The sequence below is a fragment of the Phenylobacterium sp. genome, assembly GCF_031984885.1.
Lineage (GTDB): Bacteria > Pseudomonadota > Alphaproteobacteria > Caulobacterales > Caulobacteraceae > Phenylobacterium.
Window position 1 is genome coordinate 216366 of sequence record NZ_DAMABV010000004.1, and the last position, 14712, is coordinate 231077.

The window sequence follows — 14712 nt, forward strand, 5'->3', positions numbered from 1 at the left end:
GCTCGGCTAGGCCGCGACCAGGCGTAAAAGGCCGGCCGGCCGGATCACCTGGAAATTCCTGTAGCCGACGAACTTCACGAGGCCGTCCGACTGGAGCTGGGTGAGGGTTCGCGACACCGTCTCGATCGTCAGGCCCAGATAGTCGGCGATGTCCTGCCGGCTCATCGCCAGGGGGGTGAGATCACCCTTGGCGCGATCGGCGGCGCTCATCAGGAAGCTCGCAACCTTTTCGCACGCGCCCCTTCGGCCAAGGAGGAACAGGTGTTCCTGGGTCCGGGCGAGTTCCCGCGTCGTGGCCGTCCAGATCAGGCGCTCGAGCCGCTCGCGCTGCTCGCCGCAATGGTGCACGGCCGAACGCTTGGCCACCAGAATTGTGCAGGCGCCCAAGGCGTCGGCGGAAAAGCTGTGCTTGTCGCCGGCCTCCATCCCGAAGAGTTCGCCGGGATAGTAGAAGTCGCCGATCTGGCGCCTGCCGTCGCTGAGCAGGCGGCTGGTGCGGACCACGCCCTCCAGCACCTGATAGATCAGGTCGGCGTCCTCGTCCTGAGCATAGATTTCCTCGTCGGCGGCGAAGTGCATGCGCACGCCGATGGGCCCGAAGGCGTCGACCGTGCTGGACCGTGAGGAAGAAGGTTCACTGAGCGCCTGGGGGGGCATCGTCGGTCTCCCTGTCGATGACCCGAATTGTTAAGGCTGGCGGCCGAGCGGCGATATTCGTGGCCGGTGCTTAAGGGGCGCTGCTTAAGTAGATCTACGGAAGGGGTCAGCTCGCCAGAGGCTCCAGGCGCCAGTCCTCGATCACCCGCATCAGTCGTCGGGACCCCGGCGGCGCCGTGTAGTCGACCAGCGAAATGATCACCGGCCTGGCCTCCATGATGGCGACCGAGGGCGAGCCTGGATGGGGCATGAAGGCGGCGGGCCCCGATCGCGCCTCGATGGCCCGGTTCAGTTCCTTGATCCGTTCGCTGTCCCGCACTTCCATCGCCCGCGCCGCAATGGACAGGCCGCGCGGGTTCTGGCTTCCGCCCAGGGCGATGGAGACGCGGGGATCGCGGTCGATGTTCGCGAATTTCTGGCTCTCGCGAGAGATCACGAAGTACAGCGCGTGGCCCAGGCGCAGGTAGTTGACCAGGGTCACATGCGGCCAGCCGTCGCCCCGGACCGTTCCGATCGACATGACGCGGTTTTCGTCCAGGATTTCCAGGCACAGCGCGCGAGGGTCGAGGCCCCCGACCGCCTCGGGGGCGGCAACTGTGGAGTGTCTTGAGGACGCCATCCCGTTTCTCGCCCGTTTGCTGGGTTCCCGCTCCCGGGAGGAGAAGGAACGCCACATCAACCCCCGGCGAGGCGCATTGGTTCTTGGGATGCGCCTCGCCGGCGGCTATCTCTTGTAAGGATAGGCTCCGCCAACGCCTTGCGCCGGATCAATCCGGTCGAACCGGGGTGGCGGCCGAACCTGCGGTTGACCCACGTCAAGTCGGCGTCGCGGCCAGGCGTTAAGCTGCACGCCAACGGAGGCGCTCATGACCTATCGCGACATCCTCGTTCTGATGGATTCCACGCCGGCCGGGTCCTATCGCGCCCAGTTCGGCGCCGATCTCGCCCGCCGCTGGAAAGCCCACCTGACGGGGCTCTTCCTGACCAGCGAGTTCATACTGCAGTTCGGCGCGGGGGAGGCCCTGTATGGCCTTCCCTCCGGCGACATCGACCGGATCCTGCGCGACCACGCCAAGGGCGTGGCGCAGGCCAGCGAGGCCGCGCGCCAGCGGTTCGAGGCCGCGGCGGGAGATGCGGGGATCGAATCCGACTTCATGACCGCGAGCGGCGACTATCCCGACACGGTGATCGCCTGCGCCCGCAGGGCCGACCTGGTGATCATGCCCAGCCGCATGGCGATCCACATGGGGCAGAAGCACGTGGCGGCGGCGGATCTTGCGATGGCCAGCGGCGGCCCGGTGCTGGTGACGCCGGCTGACGACTACGCGCCGCCCGCCGGCAAGCGCGTCCTCGTCGCCTGGAATGGATCGCGCGAGGCGGCGCGGGCGCTCCGCGACGGCTGGCCCTTCATCGAGGGCGCGGAGGAGGTCCATGTCCTGGTCGTCTCGCCCTCGGGCGAGGGCGGGCCGGACGGCATGTTGCAGCGCCTGCTGGAGCGGCACGGGGTCAAGCCGAACATCATCCTGGACACGAGCAGGGACGAAGACGCCGCCGAAGTGATCGAGCGGCACATGGCCGAACTGGACATCGACCTGTTGATCGCCGGATTGTACGGCCGTCCGCGGCTGCAGGAGCTGGTTCTCGGAGGCGTCAGCCGGCAGCTTCTGCAGGACGTGCCGGCGCCCCTTCTCCTGTCGCATTGAGGGCGTCCCGTTCGGGAAAGGACATGATGATCGTCGAAAAGCCCGCCGACGCGCCTATTGCGGCCAGCCAGCTCCAGAGGCTGATGCGCATGGCCGAGTCGCAGCCGCCGCTGCTGACGGCCGTGGCGCACCCGGTCGACGTGCTCTCCCTGACCGGCGCGGTCGAGGCGGCCGAACGCGGGCTGATCACGCCGATCCTGATCGGACCCAAGGCGCGGGTCGAAGCCGCCGCCCGGGACGCGGGCCGCGACATCTCGGCGTTCGAGCTCATCGATGTCGAACACAGCCATCAGGCCGCCGCGACCGCCTGCGCGATGGCCGCCAAGGGGCAGGCGGCCGCGATCATGAAGGGCGCCCTGCATACCGACGAACTGCTCGAAGCGGTGGTGGCGCCGGGCTCGGGCCTGCGGACCGACCGCAGGATGAGCCACGTCTTCGTGCTCGACGTGCCGACCTATCCGCGGCCGCTGCTGGTCAGCGACGCCGCGCTGAACATCGCGCCGGACCTCGCCGCCAAGCGGGACATCGTGCAGAACGCCATCGATCTGGCCCATGCGATGGGGACGCCCCAGCCCAAGGTGGCCATCCTCTCGGCGATCGAGACCGTCAATCCCAAGATGATCTCGACCCTGGACGCCGCGGCGTTGTGCAAGATGGCCGACCGGGGGCAGATCGTCGGCGGACTGCTGGACGGCCCGCTGGCCTTCGACAACGCGATCTCGCTGGAGTCGGCCAAGGCCAAGGGCATCGTGTCGCTCGTGGCGGGGCAGGCCGACATCCTGATCGTCCCGGACATCGAGTCGGGCAACATGCTGGCCAAGCAGCTCTTCTACCTGTCCAACGCGCAGTCGGCGGGGATCGTGCTCGGCGCCCGGGTCCCGATCATGTTGACCAGCCGCTCCGATCCTGAGGCCTCACGCCTGGCCTCCTGCGCGCTCGCCATTCTCGTCACCCAGCACAAGCCGACCAAGTATCTGCGATGACGGCGGGCGACATCCTGACCCTGAACGCCGGGTCGTCCAGCCTGAAGTTCGCCGTCTATGGGGCCGCCCCGGGCCTGCCGCTGAAGCTGGCGGGACAGGTTTCGGGCCTGGGCGGCGCGCCGCGGATGCGGGCCGGCGCCGACGGCGTCACGCTGGCCGACGAGTCCTGGACGGGGGAAGCCGACCTCGACGCGGTGCTGGAGCGGCTGTTCGACTGGCTGGCGGCCGAGGGAAGGGCGGCCGGCGTCGTCGCCGTCGGCCACCGCATCGTTCATGGCGGCCGGGACTTCCGCGAGCCGCAAATCCTGAGCGAGGAGGTCCTGTCGAAGCTGGAGGATCTGTCCTCGCTGGCTCCGCTCCACCAGCCCTTCAATCTCCGCGGCGTGGGGATCGCCGCGCGGCGCCTTCCCGGCGCCCTGCAGGTCGGGGTCTTCGACACCGCCTTTCACGCCGACCAGCCGGAGGTGGCGCGGCTCTACGCCCTGCCGCGCGATCTGATCGACGAGGGCGTCCTGGCCTACGGCTTCCATGGCCTGTCCTACGACTATATCGCCGGGGTCCTGCGCCAGCGCGACGGCCAGCGGGCCGGCGGTCGGGCCATCGTCCTGCACCTCGGCAGCGGCGTCTCGCTCTGCGCCATGGACCAGGGGCGCAGCGTCGCCACCACCATGGGCTTCTCCGCGCTCGAGGGCCCGCCCATGAGCACCCGCAGCGGCTCCCTGGACCCGGGGGTCATCCTGTATCTGCTCCAGGCGAAGGCGATGAGCCCCGCCGCCGTAACCGACCTGCTCTACCAGCGGTCGGGTCTTCTTGGCCTGTCGGGGCTGAGCGGAGACATGGTCACGCTGCTGGCCAGCCCCGCGCCCCATGCACGCCAGGCGCTGGAGGTGTACGTCTACCGCATCGCGCGCGAAGTCGCCTCGCTGGCGGCGGCCTTGGGCGGGCTCGACACCCTGGTGTTCACGGCCGGGGTCGGGGAGAACGCGGCGGCGATCCGCGAGCGGATCGTCGGCCTCTGCGGCTGGCTTGGCGCGACGCTTGACCCCGAAGCGAACCTGTCCGGCGCCGAGCGGGTCGACGCCGCGGAGAGCCAGGTGGAGGTTCTGGTCATTCCCACCGACGAACAGGTGGTGATCGCCCGAGGCGTCGACAGCCGCCTGAGGGCCGCCGCCGCGTCCTAGCTCCGCCCAGCCCCGAAATGCTCGGCGACGGCCGCGCGGACCCTGGCGAACACCTCGGCGGCGGCTTCTTCGGTGATGTCCGAGACCATGCCCCCGAAGTGAACGTGATCGACGACGGTCAGGCCGCAGGTTCCGGCCAGGTGGTTGTCGAACAACTGGGTCAGGGCCCTCATCGCGCCGGTGTCGCGCACCCAGCGATCCGGGGCGCCGGAGGTGGTGAAGCTGATCAGCCTGCGCCCGGCCAGCGCGGGGCTGTTGCCGCCCGGGCCCGGCTGAAAGCCGAACCCCATGCCGAAGATCCGGTCCACATAGCCCTTCAGGATCGCCGGCGGCGCGTTGAACCAGAACGGATAGACGAAGGCGAACACCTCGACCTCGGCCAGCAGCGCCCGCTCGCGCAGCACGTCGTCCTCGAACACCGGCGCCTGCGGCCCGGGGATCTCGGCGGCCTTGAGGCACGGGTCGAACCCCATGGCGTACAGATCGCGGACCTCGACGGCGTGGCCCAGCTCTTCGGCCGCCGCGCGATAGGTGTGGGCGATCGCCTTGTTGAGGCTCTCTTTGGCCGGGTGAGCGAGGACGACGGCGTGTTTCATGGTGATTTCCGTAGTCTGCGGCAGCCGCCAGACCATCGGCAGCCTCGTCCCTCGCCAGCCCGGAGTCCAGGCGCCTTGAGTTCGTGGGGCGGTGCGAAGCCTTGGCGGCGTCCTTCCTCGCCCCGGTCCAGGTGCGCACAGGCGCTCGACAGGTCGGCGGACTTCGGATCAGTTCGGCAAGACGCCGATGCGCGCGCGCCGGATCTGAACTGCGGGATCAGTCATGGGTTTGAACCTCACTTTCCACGGCGCGGCCGAATGCGTCACCGGCTTCTGCGCACGCCTCAGCGGTGACGGGTTCGAGATCCTGGTGGACTGCGGCCTGTTCCAGGGCCCCAAGACGCTGAAGGCGCTGAACTACGAGCCGTTCCCCTTCGACGTCTCGTCGATCGACGCCGTGCTGCTGACCCACGCCCACATCGACCATTCGGGCCTGCTCCCCAAGCTCATGCGCGCCGGCTACAGAGGGCCGATCTACGCCACGGCGGCGGCGCGCGACCTCTGCTCGGTCATGCTGGCCGACGCCGGCGGGATCCAGGAAAGCGAGGTGCGCTCGCTCAACTGGCGCAACCAGCACCGCGGCCGCCCGCTGGTCGAGCCGATCTACACCGAACGCGACGCGCGCAAGGTGATGGACCAGTTCGTCAAGGTGAAGATCGGCGACGTGGTCGACATCGCCCCCGGCCTGCAGGCCAGATACTGGAGCGCCGGCCACATGCTGGGCGCCGCCTCCATCGAGGTGATGGCCGGGGAGGGCGACGAACGGGTGCGCCTGCTGTTCTCGGGCGACCTCGGCGCGGGCGCGCAGGACTACCTGCCCGAGCCCACCGGCCCGCAGGGCGTGGATCATCTGATCCTGGAATCGACCTATGGCGATCGCGAGCGCCAGCGCGTCAATACGGCCGAACGACGTCGCCAGCTCGCCGAGGAACTGCGCCAGGCCCATGCGGCCGGCGGCCCGTTGCTGATGCCGACCTTCGCGGTCGGCCGGGCGCAGGAGCTGCTGCTCGACATCCTGGCGGTCATGGAGTCCGGGGATGCGCCCATGGGCGAGATCTTCCTGGACTCGCCGCTGGCGATCGAAGCGACGGACGTGTTCCTGGAGCGGGGCTGGAACCGCGACAGCCAGGTCAACCCGTTCACCCCGCTGCGGGGCGCCTCGCACCTGCACTACCTCATGAAACCCGCGGACAGCGATCGCCTCGAGAGGCTCCGGGACTGGCACATCATCCTCGCCGGCAGCGGCATGTGCGACGCCGGGCGGATCCGGGGGCATCTGAAGCGCCTGCTCTGGCGTCGCGAAGTGACGGTCCTGATCACGGGCTATCAGGCCGTGGGCACGCTTGGCCGCCTGCTGGTCGAGGGCAAGACCCAGGTGCGCATCCAGGGCGAAGATTACCGGGTGAAGGCCCGGATCTGCGTTCTCGACGTCTACTCGGCCCACGCCGACGCCAATGGTCTCGTGCAGTGGGCGAGGGAGCGCCGCCCCGTCGACGGCCAGGTGTTCCTCGCCCATGGCGAGCCGAACGCCCTCAAGGGACTTTCCGAGCGCCTGGCGGCGGCGGGCTTCGACCCGGCCAGGATCACCATTCCGGTCCTCGATCAGAGCTTCGAGCTCGGTCGCTCGGCCGTCCGTCCGCTTGAGGTCGAAACGCCCCGCCTGGCCGCGGGACGGGCCGCGACGCTCGACTGGCACAACGCCCGCGCCGACCTGCTGGGCCGCCTCAACGATCGGCTCGAGGAGGCTCCCGACGACGCTTCGCGTCTGCGACTGCTACTGGCGCTCGAGCGGGCGCTGAAGGAAGCCGATTGGGAGCACGCGCCCGAAGCCGCAGCCTAGCGCTGCAGCTCCTTGAACCACCCCAGGCGCCGCATCAGCAACTTTTCCCCCTCGAGGAACGCCATCAGCGCCGCGCCGATGGCGACCAGCAGCGCGCCGTCCTGAAGCGTGAGCGGGCGGCTGTCGAAGATCGCCTGCATGAACGGGGCATAGGTGAACATCGCCTGCGCGACGACCAGCACCGCGATCGCGGCCAGCACTGGCGGCGTCCCCAGCGCGCCGCGCCAGGTCAGGGAAGTCATGTGCAGGTAACGCACGTTGAACAGGTAGAAGATCTCCGCGATGACGAACAGGTTCACGACCATGGTCCGGGCGGTCTCGACGCCCCGCCCGGTATGGAGCGCGTGAAAGAAGACCCCGAGCACCGCCGCGCCCATAAGCACCGAGACCAGCACCACGCGCCAGACGAGGAACGGCGAGAGCAGCGGGGCATCCGCCGCGCGCGGCGGGCGGTGCATGACGCCAGGCTCGGGCGGCTCGAAGGCCAGCACGATCGCCAGGGTGGCGGCCAGGATCAGGTTCGACCAGAGGATCTGAGTGGCGGTCATCGGCAGGGTGAAGCCGAAAAGGATGGCCAGCACCACGGCCAGGGTCTCGGCGCCGTTGGTCGGGATCTCCCAGGAGATGACCTTGCGGATGTTGTCGTGGACCGTCCGGCCTTCACGGACGGCGCTCACGATCGAGGCGAAGTTGTCGTCGAGCAGCACCATCTCGGCGGCTTCCTTGGAGGCCTCCGTTCCCTTGATCCCCATGGCTGTTCCGACGTCGGCCTGTTTCAGGGCGGGGGCGTCGTTCACGCCGTCGCCGGTCATGGCGACGATGTGGCCGTTGGCCTGCAGGGCGCGCACGATCCGCAGCTTGTGGGCCGGGCTGGTCCGCGCGAACACCGAGATCCGTTCGACCGCGTCCCTCAATTCCAGGTCCGACAGCGCGTCGATGTCGACGCCTCTCAGGGCCTGCGGGTCGTCGGCGATGTCGAGCTGACGCGCGATCGCGACGGCCGTCGCGGCGTGGTCGCCGGTGATCATCTTCACCGCGATCTGCGCCGACCGGCATTCGGCGATGGCCGCCCGGGTTTCCGAGCGCGGGGGATCGATGAAGCCGACGAGCCCGAGGAACTCGACCCCCTCGGCCAGGTCCTCGAAGGCGAGCCGGTCGGGGGCATGGGCCAGCCGCTTCATGCCGAAGGCCAGGACGCGCTCGCCTTCCGCGCCCGCGGCGGCGATGCGCCTGTTCCACGCCTCCGCATCGAAGGGCTTCGCCGCCCGCTCGAACAAGGCTTCGGCCGCGCCCTTGAGAAACACCACGATCTCGCCGGCCGGGCCGCGGTGCATGGTGGCCATGAACCGGTGCGCCGCATCGAACGGGATCTCGTCAAGTCGCTCCCACTCGGCGTGCAGGGCCTCACGCTCCACGCCCGCCTTCGCGCCGAGCGTCAGCAGGGCGCCTTCCATCGGGTCGCCATGGACGCACCACGGACCGTGGTCGTGGACGAGCGCGGCGTCGTTGCAGAGGACGCCGCAGCGGACCACGTCGAGGAGGCCGCCTTCGATCCTGGTCTCCAGCCCCGTCTCAGGGCAGGTCAGCGAGCCGTCCGGCGCATATCCCGAACCGTTCGCGACCACCTCGCGATCGGCGGTCATGATGCGGCGGGCCGTCATCTCGTTGTGCGTCAGGGTGCCGGTCTTGTCGGTGCAGATCACCGAGGTCGCCCCGAGCGTCTCCACGGCCGGAAGCTTGCGGATCAAGGCGTTGCGCGCCGCCATGCGCTTCACCCCGATCGCCAGGGTGACGGTGATCACCGCCGGTAGGCCCTCCGGAATCACGCCGACGGCGAGCGCGACGATCGCGATCAGCGCGTCCACCCACTGGAAGCCGCGAACCAGGACCGCGAAAGCGAAGAGCGCGGCCCCGCCCAGGAAGACCAGCCAGGTGAAGCGCTTGGCGAAGCTGTCGATCTGGCGCAGCAGGGGGGTGTTCAGCGGCTCCACGGCCTGGAGCATCCCGCTGATCTGGCCGACCTGGGTCCGCGGCCCGGTCTCGACGACCATGCCGGCGCCCTGGCCGGCGGCGACCAGGGTGCCGGAGAACGCCATGCAACGGCGATCGCCGAGCGGCGCGGCGGGCGCGACCGGGATCTCGTCCTTCTCCGCCGCCACGGATTCTCCGGTGAGCAGCGCCTCGTCGATCAGCAGCCGCCGGGCCTTCAGCAGGCGAAGGTCCGCCGGCACGCGGTCCCCCGCCTCAAGCAGGACGACGTCGCCCGGCACGAGATCACGGGCAGCCACCCGCGTCCTGTGGCCTTCGCGGAGCACGGCGGCGTCCGGGGCGATCAGGTCGCGAATGGCGTCCAGCGCCTGCTCGGCCCGGCCTTCCTGGATGAAGCCCACGAGGGCGTTCAGGATGACGACGGCGACGATGACTCCGGAGTCGACGAGGTGACCGAGCAAGGCGGCCGCGACCGCCGCCACGAGCAGGAAATAGATCAGCACATTGTTGAACTGGGCGAGAAAGCGCCGGAGCGCCGATCGCCGCTGCGTCTCGGGCAGGCTGTTGGGGCCATGGCGCTCGCGCCGCGCCGAGGCGTCCATCTCGGACAGGCCGATGTCGCTGGAGTCGAGCTCGCGAAGGATCGCGCTGATGGCGAGGTGATGCCACAGCGGGGCGTTGCGAACATCGGCCATGAACTCAAATTCCTTGTCTGGGCGGCCGTAACTTCAACCGCCTTCGCCAGGTCTGGGTTGGTCTGGTGAAACGCCCGTCAGCGCGGGGTCGAGCGGGGCTCGCGGATGAGCAGCACGTCCGAGGGAGCCTGCTCGAGGATCCGCTTTGCGGTGCTGCCGATCAGGACGTCGAAGACGGCGCTATGGCCGTGCGTGCCGAGCACGACCAGGTCGGCGCCCATGTCCTCGGCATACAGCCGGATCACGCGCTCCGGGGGGCCGTACTCCACCAGCACCTCCACGCCGCGGCGCTGGTCGTCCGTCAGCATGGTCGCCGTCATGAACTCGCCGGCGGCCTCCAGCCCCATCGCCCGGAACTGCTCCTCGGCTCGCCGCTTGTCGATGAAGCCGGCGAACGGGACCTCGAAGGCGTGGATCAGGGTCACGGGATGGAGTGGGAAGAAGGTCATCGCCGCGGTCAGCGCATGGCGCGACGAATCCGAGAAGTCCGTGGCCACGACGATCTGGCGGTATGGCTTGGCCCGCGCCTTGACGACCAGGACCGGCACGGGGCTGCGCCGCACAAGCCGATCGACCGTCGCGCCCAGGACCGAGCGGCCGAGCGTCTCGTCGCGGGCCACGCCGGTCACGATAAGCTCGCACCCCTCCGATCGGGCGGTCTCGTCGATGACGGCCGCCGGATCGCCTTCCTTGACGAGCACGGTGAAGGCGCCGTGGGCTTCGGGGAGGTCACGACGGACGCGGGCTTCCGCCAACGCCCGCCGGTCGGTCGGCCGGCGCCAGCTCGGCAGGTCGTCCAGATGGCGCCTCTCGATGAAGCCCTCGGCGGGGTCCAGGACGTGGAGCACCAGGAGCTCCGCCCGCCATTCCGCCGCAAGCTGGCTCGCCCGGTCGAGGGCCCGGTCGCACCGCGCGCTGAGGTCGGTCGCGAGAAGGATCTTCTTCGGCGGATTATGGGTCCAACCCGGATCGGACATGGCGAGCGCTCCATTCTATCGTGGTCCGGCCCATCCTAGCGGGCCGTCGGACAGCGTCCTTGATCCGAAACAATGCGCTCGCTGGCGTTTTCGACCCACCTTTTGTGTAGGCTGACCTCCCATTGCCCAGAGAGGGATGATGATCGGGCCCTTGGCGCTCTGCTTGGCCGGCCTCGTCGTGTTGCTGGTCGGGGCTGAATTCGTGACGCGGGGAGGCGGCAAGCTGGCGGCCCAGCTCGGCGTTCCTCCGATCCTGATCGGCCTGACCGTGGTCGCCGTGGGAACGAGCGCGCCCGAGTTCGCCGTCGGGGTGGACGCGGCCCTGCGCGGCGCCGGCGCGCTGGCGGTCGGCAACATCGCCGGCACCAACACCGTCAACCTGCTGCTGATCCTGGGCCTGAGCGCGGCGATGAGGCCGCTGGAACTGCAGATGCAGACCATCCACCTGGATCTGCCTGTGATGATCGTCGCCGCCCTGATGATGCTGGCCCTGGCGTTCGACGGATCGCTGTCGCGCCTGGACGGCGTCGTCCTCGTCCTGGCGGGCGTCGCCTATACGGTCGCCCTGGTCGTCATTGCCCGGCGCGAGAGCCGCCGGGTGCGGCGCCAATTCGAGCAGGAGTATCCCGCGCCGCGCCGGCGCCGGCCGGACTATCTGGCGATCGCGCGCAGCGCCGCCAGCTTGCTCGTCGGCATCGCGGTCATCGTCGTCGCCGCCGATTGGCTCGTGGACGGCGCGGTGAGGCTGGCCCGCATCTGGGAGGTCTCGGACGCCTTCATCGGACTGACGATCGTCGCGATCGGCACGTCTGCGCCCGAGCTCGCCACCACGATCGTCTCGACGCTGAAGAACGAGCGGGAGATCGCGCTCGGCAACCTCCTCGGCAGCAGCATCTACAACATCCTGATCATTCTCGGCGGCACCGCGCTGATACCCTCGTCCATTCCCGTCCCGCCCGAGCTGATCGCGATAGACATTCCGATCATGGTGGTCGTGGCGCTGGTCTGCGCGCCGGTCTTCCTTTCCGGCCGCCGGGTTTCGCGCTGGGAGGGCGGCGCCTTCGTCGGCGCCTACGCGCTCTATCTCACCTACCTGCTGGTGGCGCGCACGTAAGCTTCATCGCCAGGGCCTGCGCTTGTCACGGGAACGTCCGCAACCTGGCCTGGCGGCGCGGCGTTCAAGTGTCCCGGCCTTGATCTCGCGCAAGGCCCCCACGGTCGCATGCGCTCAATGTGGCGGCAGGAAGGAACCCTGCACATGGCGTTGAACGACATCCTGCTGCAACTCGACTGCTATACTGAGCCAACACGGCCGGCGGCCGTCGATTGGGCCGTGGATTTCACCGCACGGATCGGGGGCAAGGTGTCGGCCCTGGCTGTCGAGGTGAAGATTCCGGCCCCGACCAACTGGGCGGCCGAGCGATTGATCGGCATTTCCGACCTCGCCCGGGCCGAGGAGGCCAAGAGCCGTCAGGCCGCCAATGAACTGCTCGCGCACTTCGAGGCGCGCGCCAGGGGCGCCGGGGTGTTCCAGGACCGGCTGCACCATTTGGCCCACTATGTCGACGTGACCGAGCACACCGTGACTGTGGCGCGCACGCGCGACCTGACCATCGTGCCTGTCGCATCGAGGATCGACGGCCAGGCCAGCGTCGCCGACGGTCTGATTTTCGGATCGGGACGCCCGGTCCTCGTCGCCCAGACGTCCGCGGACCAATCCCCCCCGTCAGGCCGGCTCGATCATGTGGTGGTCGCCTGGGACGGCGGGCGTCCGGCCGCGCGGGCCCTGGCCGACGCCCTCCCGATCCTGGCTCACGCCAAGGAGGTGCGCGTCCTGACGATCCTCAACGAGAAGCCGGTCACCGTCGCCGGCGCAGGAGCCGAAGCGGTTCGTCACCTTCAGGCCCATGGAATCCCCGCCCTCCTCGATGAGGTGGACGCGGAGGGCGCGCGGATCGGCAAGGTGCTGGAGCGCTATCTGAAGGCGCAGTCCGCCGATCTCCTGGTGATGGGCGCCTTCGGCCATTCGCGTCTGCGGGAGTTCATCCTCGGCGGCGCCACCCAGAGCATGCTCGAGTCCGCCCCAGCGCCGATCATGCTGGCGCACTAGCGCTGGCGGCCATTGATCTCGCGCAAGTCGGCGATGGCGATTTTCGACGAGAATGAAAGCGAAGGAGACCGTTATGTCTGAAGAAATGACGACCCCGATCGCGTCCCCCGCGGCCTCGGTCCTGCCCTGGCCGTTTTCCGTCGTCTGGCTCGGCGACCATCTCTCGCGGGACTACGCCAGGTTCTGGAGCCGCCTGGCCGGTGCGAGCGATCCGGTCGAGGCGGCCCAGGCGGAGGCCAATCTCGGTTTCAACCTGTTCCACGACTGGAGCACCGCCATGGGCGAGATGTGGCTGCTGCCGCTGAAGGTCTGGGCCGCGTCGGCGGCTCCAGTTACGACCACCGAGACTCCCTCCTGAGCCGAGAGCGTCAGGGCACGAGCACGGCCGCGCCGGTGAAGCGGCCGTGACGCAGGTCGTCCAGGGCCGTGTTGGCCTCGATCAGCGGGTAGATCGTCGTCTGGGCGTGGACGCCGGCCTTGGCGGCGAGCGGCAGATACTCTTCCGCGTCCTGGCGCGTGAGGTTGGCCACCGAGACCAGCCGGCGTTCCTGCCACAGCAGCGAATAGGGAAAGCTGGGGATCGGGCTCATGTGGATGCCGCCGCAGACGACGGTTCCACCCTTTCGCACCGCGCGCAACGCCAGCGGCGCCAGCTCTCCGAGGGGCGCGAAGATGATCGCCGCGTCGAGCTCCGTGGGCGGGCGTTGGTCCGAGCCGCCGGCCCATAGACATCCGAGCTCTCTCGCCAGGGCCTGGGCCGCGTCGTCGCCGGGCCGCGTGAACGCGAACACGGACTGCCCGTCGGCGATGGCCAGTTGCGCGAGCAGGTGGGCGGCCGCCCCGAAGCCGTAAAGGCCGAGATTGACGACCGGGCGGCTTTCGCAGGCCTTTCGCCAGCACCGATAGCCGATCAAGCCGGCGCACATCAGCGGCGCCGCCTCCGCATCGCTGTAATTGTCGGGGATGGGAAAGCAGTAGCGTGCGTCCGCGACGACCTTGTCGGCATAGCCGCCGTCCCGGGTCCAGCCGGTGAACTGGGGCCTGTCGCAAAGGTTTTCCGCCCCTTCTGCGCAGTAGGGGCAGACGCCGCAGGTGTGTCCCAGCCAGGGCGCCCCGACCCGATCGCCCAGCGCGAACCCGCTCACGCCGGGGCCGAGCGCCTCGACCCTCCCGATGATCTCGTGACCTGGCACGACCGGGGCCTCGATCGGCAGGTCGCCGTCGGCGAGGTGCAGGTCGGTCCTGCAGACCCCGCACGCCAGGACCCGGAGCCTGAGCTCGCCTGGGGCCGGCTCGGGGTCGGGCCGCGCAACCCTTTCCAGCGGCGCGCCGGCGCCCCGCAGCAGCATGGCGTACATCGTTCACGTCTCCTCGACGCAGCTCGCCGCCACAATCGCGCTTCGCCCGCCTGCGGCATTGATCGAAGGCAAGGCGGCGCTCGGCGGGGCCGGTAGGGTAGTAGGCGAACGGAGCGCACCCTGCATGGCTGTTCACAACGCATATGTCGCCTGGCTGTTCTACCGCATGGCCGAGCTTCTCGAACTGCAGAACGCGAACCCCTTCCGGGTCCGCGCCTACCGGCGCGCGGCCGCGACCATCGAGGATTTCCCCGGGAAGATGACCGAGATGGTCGCGGCCGGCCGCGACCTTTCCGAACTGCCCGACATCGGCGCCGACCTGGCCGAGAAGATCGAGGAGATCTGCACCACGGGGCGGCTTTCGGCGCTCGCCGAAACCGAGGCCCAGATGCCCGAGGCGCTCGTCAAGCTGTCGGCGATCCCCGAACTGGGGCCGAAACGGCTGGCCGAGCTGCGCGACCGGCTCGGCGTCACGACGGTCGAAGACCTCGTCAAGGCGTGCGCGGCCGGCGAGGTGGGCCGCCTGGCGAGCTTCGGGCCGGAACTCGAGGCAAGGCTCCTGCGGGCGGCCTCACGCAAGACGGGCCGTTGATCGGCCGGTGCGCGGCGCCTGCAGGCTGGTG

The 14712-nt window shown here is 69.3% G+C and carries 14 protein-coding genes; 8 read left to right on the forward strand and 6 right to left on the reverse strand.

Going from position 1 to position 14712, the window contains the following annotated elements:
* Window positions 1-6: 6 nt before the first annotated feature.
* Together RTL41_RS08530 and RTL41_RS08535 are read right to left on the reverse strand one after the other, a co-directional pair.
* On the reverse strand, window positions 7-579 hold the full coding sequence (locus tag RTL41_RS08530; RefSeq protein ID WP_312163292.1) for a helix-turn-helix domain-containing protein: 573 nt from the start codon (window positions 577-579) through the stop codon (window positions 7-9).
* A gap of 184 nt (window positions 580-763) precedes the next feature.
* A complete protein-coding gene (locus RTL41_RS08535) occupies window positions 764-1333 on the reverse strand; it encodes a pyridoxamine 5'-phosphate oxidase family protein (protein WP_312163294.1) in 570 nt (189 codons plus the stop codon).
* 190 nt (window positions 1334-1523) lie between these two features.
* Between RTL41_RS08535 and RTL41_RS08540 the strand changes: the two genes are divergently transcribed.
* The 3 genes from RTL41_RS08540 to RTL41_RS08550 are packed head-to-tail and all read left to right on the forward strand — an operon-like array spanning window position 1524 to window position 4524.
* Complete coding sequence (locus RTL41_RS08540) at window positions 1524-2360, forward strand: universal stress protein (RefSeq protein ID WP_312163296.1); 837 nt, start codon at window positions 1524-1526, stop codon at window positions 2358-2360.
* Window positions 2361-2383: 23 nt separating this feature from the next.
* On the forward strand, window positions 2384-3343 hold the full coding sequence (locus tag RTL41_RS08545; RefSeq protein ID WP_312163298.1) for a bifunctional enoyl-CoA hydratase/phosphate acetyltransferase: 960 nt from the start codon (window positions 2384-2386) through the stop codon (window positions 3341-3343).
* Window positions 3340-4524: an acetate/propionate family kinase gene (locus RTL41_RS08550; RefSeq protein WP_312163299.1), complete on the forward strand. Its 1185-nt coding sequence runs from the start codon at window positions 3340-3342 to the stop codon at window positions 4522-4524. The genes RTL41_RS08545 and RTL41_RS08550 overlap by 4 nt, the downstream gene beginning before the upstream one ends.
* On the opposite strand, the gene RTL41_RS08555 is transcribed toward RTL41_RS08550, so the two are convergent.
* Window positions 4521-5120, reverse strand: a complete 600-nt coding sequence (locus tag RTL41_RS08555; RefSeq protein ID WP_312163301.1) for an NAD(P)H-dependent oxidoreductase — start codon at window positions 5118-5120, stop codon at window positions 4521-4523. The genes RTL41_RS08550 and RTL41_RS08555 overlap by 4 nt on opposite strands.
* 223 nt (window positions 5121-5343) lie before the next feature.
* Here RTL41_RS08555 and RTL41_RS08560 point away from each other — a divergent pair, with 223 nt between their 5' ends.
* On the forward strand, window positions 5344-6960 hold the full coding sequence (locus RTL41_RS08560; RefSeq protein WP_312163303.1) for an MBL fold metallo-hydrolase: 1617 nt from the start codon (window positions 5344-5346) through the stop codon (window positions 6958-6960).
* Here RTL41_RS08560 and RTL41_RS08565 read toward each other — a convergent pair.
* On the reverse strand, window positions 6957-9644 hold the full coding sequence (locus tag RTL41_RS08565) for an HAD-IC family P-type ATPase (RefSeq protein WP_312163305.1): 2688 nt from the start codon (window positions 9642-9644) through the stop codon (window positions 6957-6959). The genes RTL41_RS08560 and RTL41_RS08565 overlap by 4 nt on opposite strands.
* Before the next feature lie 77 nt (window positions 9645-9721).
* A complete protein-coding gene (locus RTL41_RS08570) occupies window positions 9722-10621 on the reverse strand; it encodes a universal stress protein (RefSeq protein ID WP_312163307.1) in 900 nt (299 codons plus the stop codon).
* A gap of 163 nt (window positions 10622-10784) precedes the next feature.
* Here RTL41_RS08570 and RTL41_RS08575 point away from each other — a divergent pair, with 163 nt between their 5' ends.
* From RTL41_RS08575 to RTL41_RS08585, 3 genes are all read left to right on the forward strand, one after another.
* Window positions 10785-11735 carry a calcium/sodium antiporter gene (locus RTL41_RS08575; RefSeq protein WP_312163309.1) on the forward strand — a complete coding sequence of 317 codons (951 nt, stop codon included), beginning with the start codon at window positions 10785-10787 and terminating at the stop codon, window positions 11733-11735.
* A 144-nt stretch (window positions 11736-11879) separates the two neighbouring features.
* The gene (locus RTL41_RS08580; RefSeq protein ID WP_312163311.1) at window positions 11880-12731 is read left to right on the forward strand and encodes a universal stress protein; all 852 of its coding nucleotides are present in this window, start codon (window positions 11880-11882) and stop codon (window positions 12729-12731) included.
* Between the two features lie 73 nt (window positions 12732-12804).
* Window positions 12805-13089 (forward strand): hypothetical protein, encoded by a 285-nt coding sequence (locus RTL41_RS08585; protein ID WP_312163313.1) that lies wholly within the window; start codon window positions 12805-12807, stop codon window positions 13087-13089.
* 10 nt (window positions 13090-13099) lie between these two features.
* Here RTL41_RS08585 and RTL41_RS08590 read toward each other — a convergent pair whose 3' ends face one another.
* Window positions 13100-14089: a zinc-dependent alcohol dehydrogenase family protein gene (locus RTL41_RS08590; protein ID WP_312163315.1), complete on the reverse strand. Its 990-nt coding sequence runs from the start codon at window positions 14087-14089 to the stop codon at window positions 13100-13102.
* Between RTL41_RS08590 and RTL41_RS08595 the strand changes: the two genes are divergently transcribed.
* A complete protein-coding gene (locus RTL41_RS08595; RefSeq protein WP_312163317.1) occupies window positions 14079-14681 on the forward strand; it encodes a helix-hairpin-helix domain-containing protein in 603 nt (200 codons plus the stop codon). The two genes, RTL41_RS08590 and RTL41_RS08595, sit on opposite strands and share 11 nt — an antisense overlap.
* Window positions 14682-14712 lie beyond the last annotated feature (31 nt).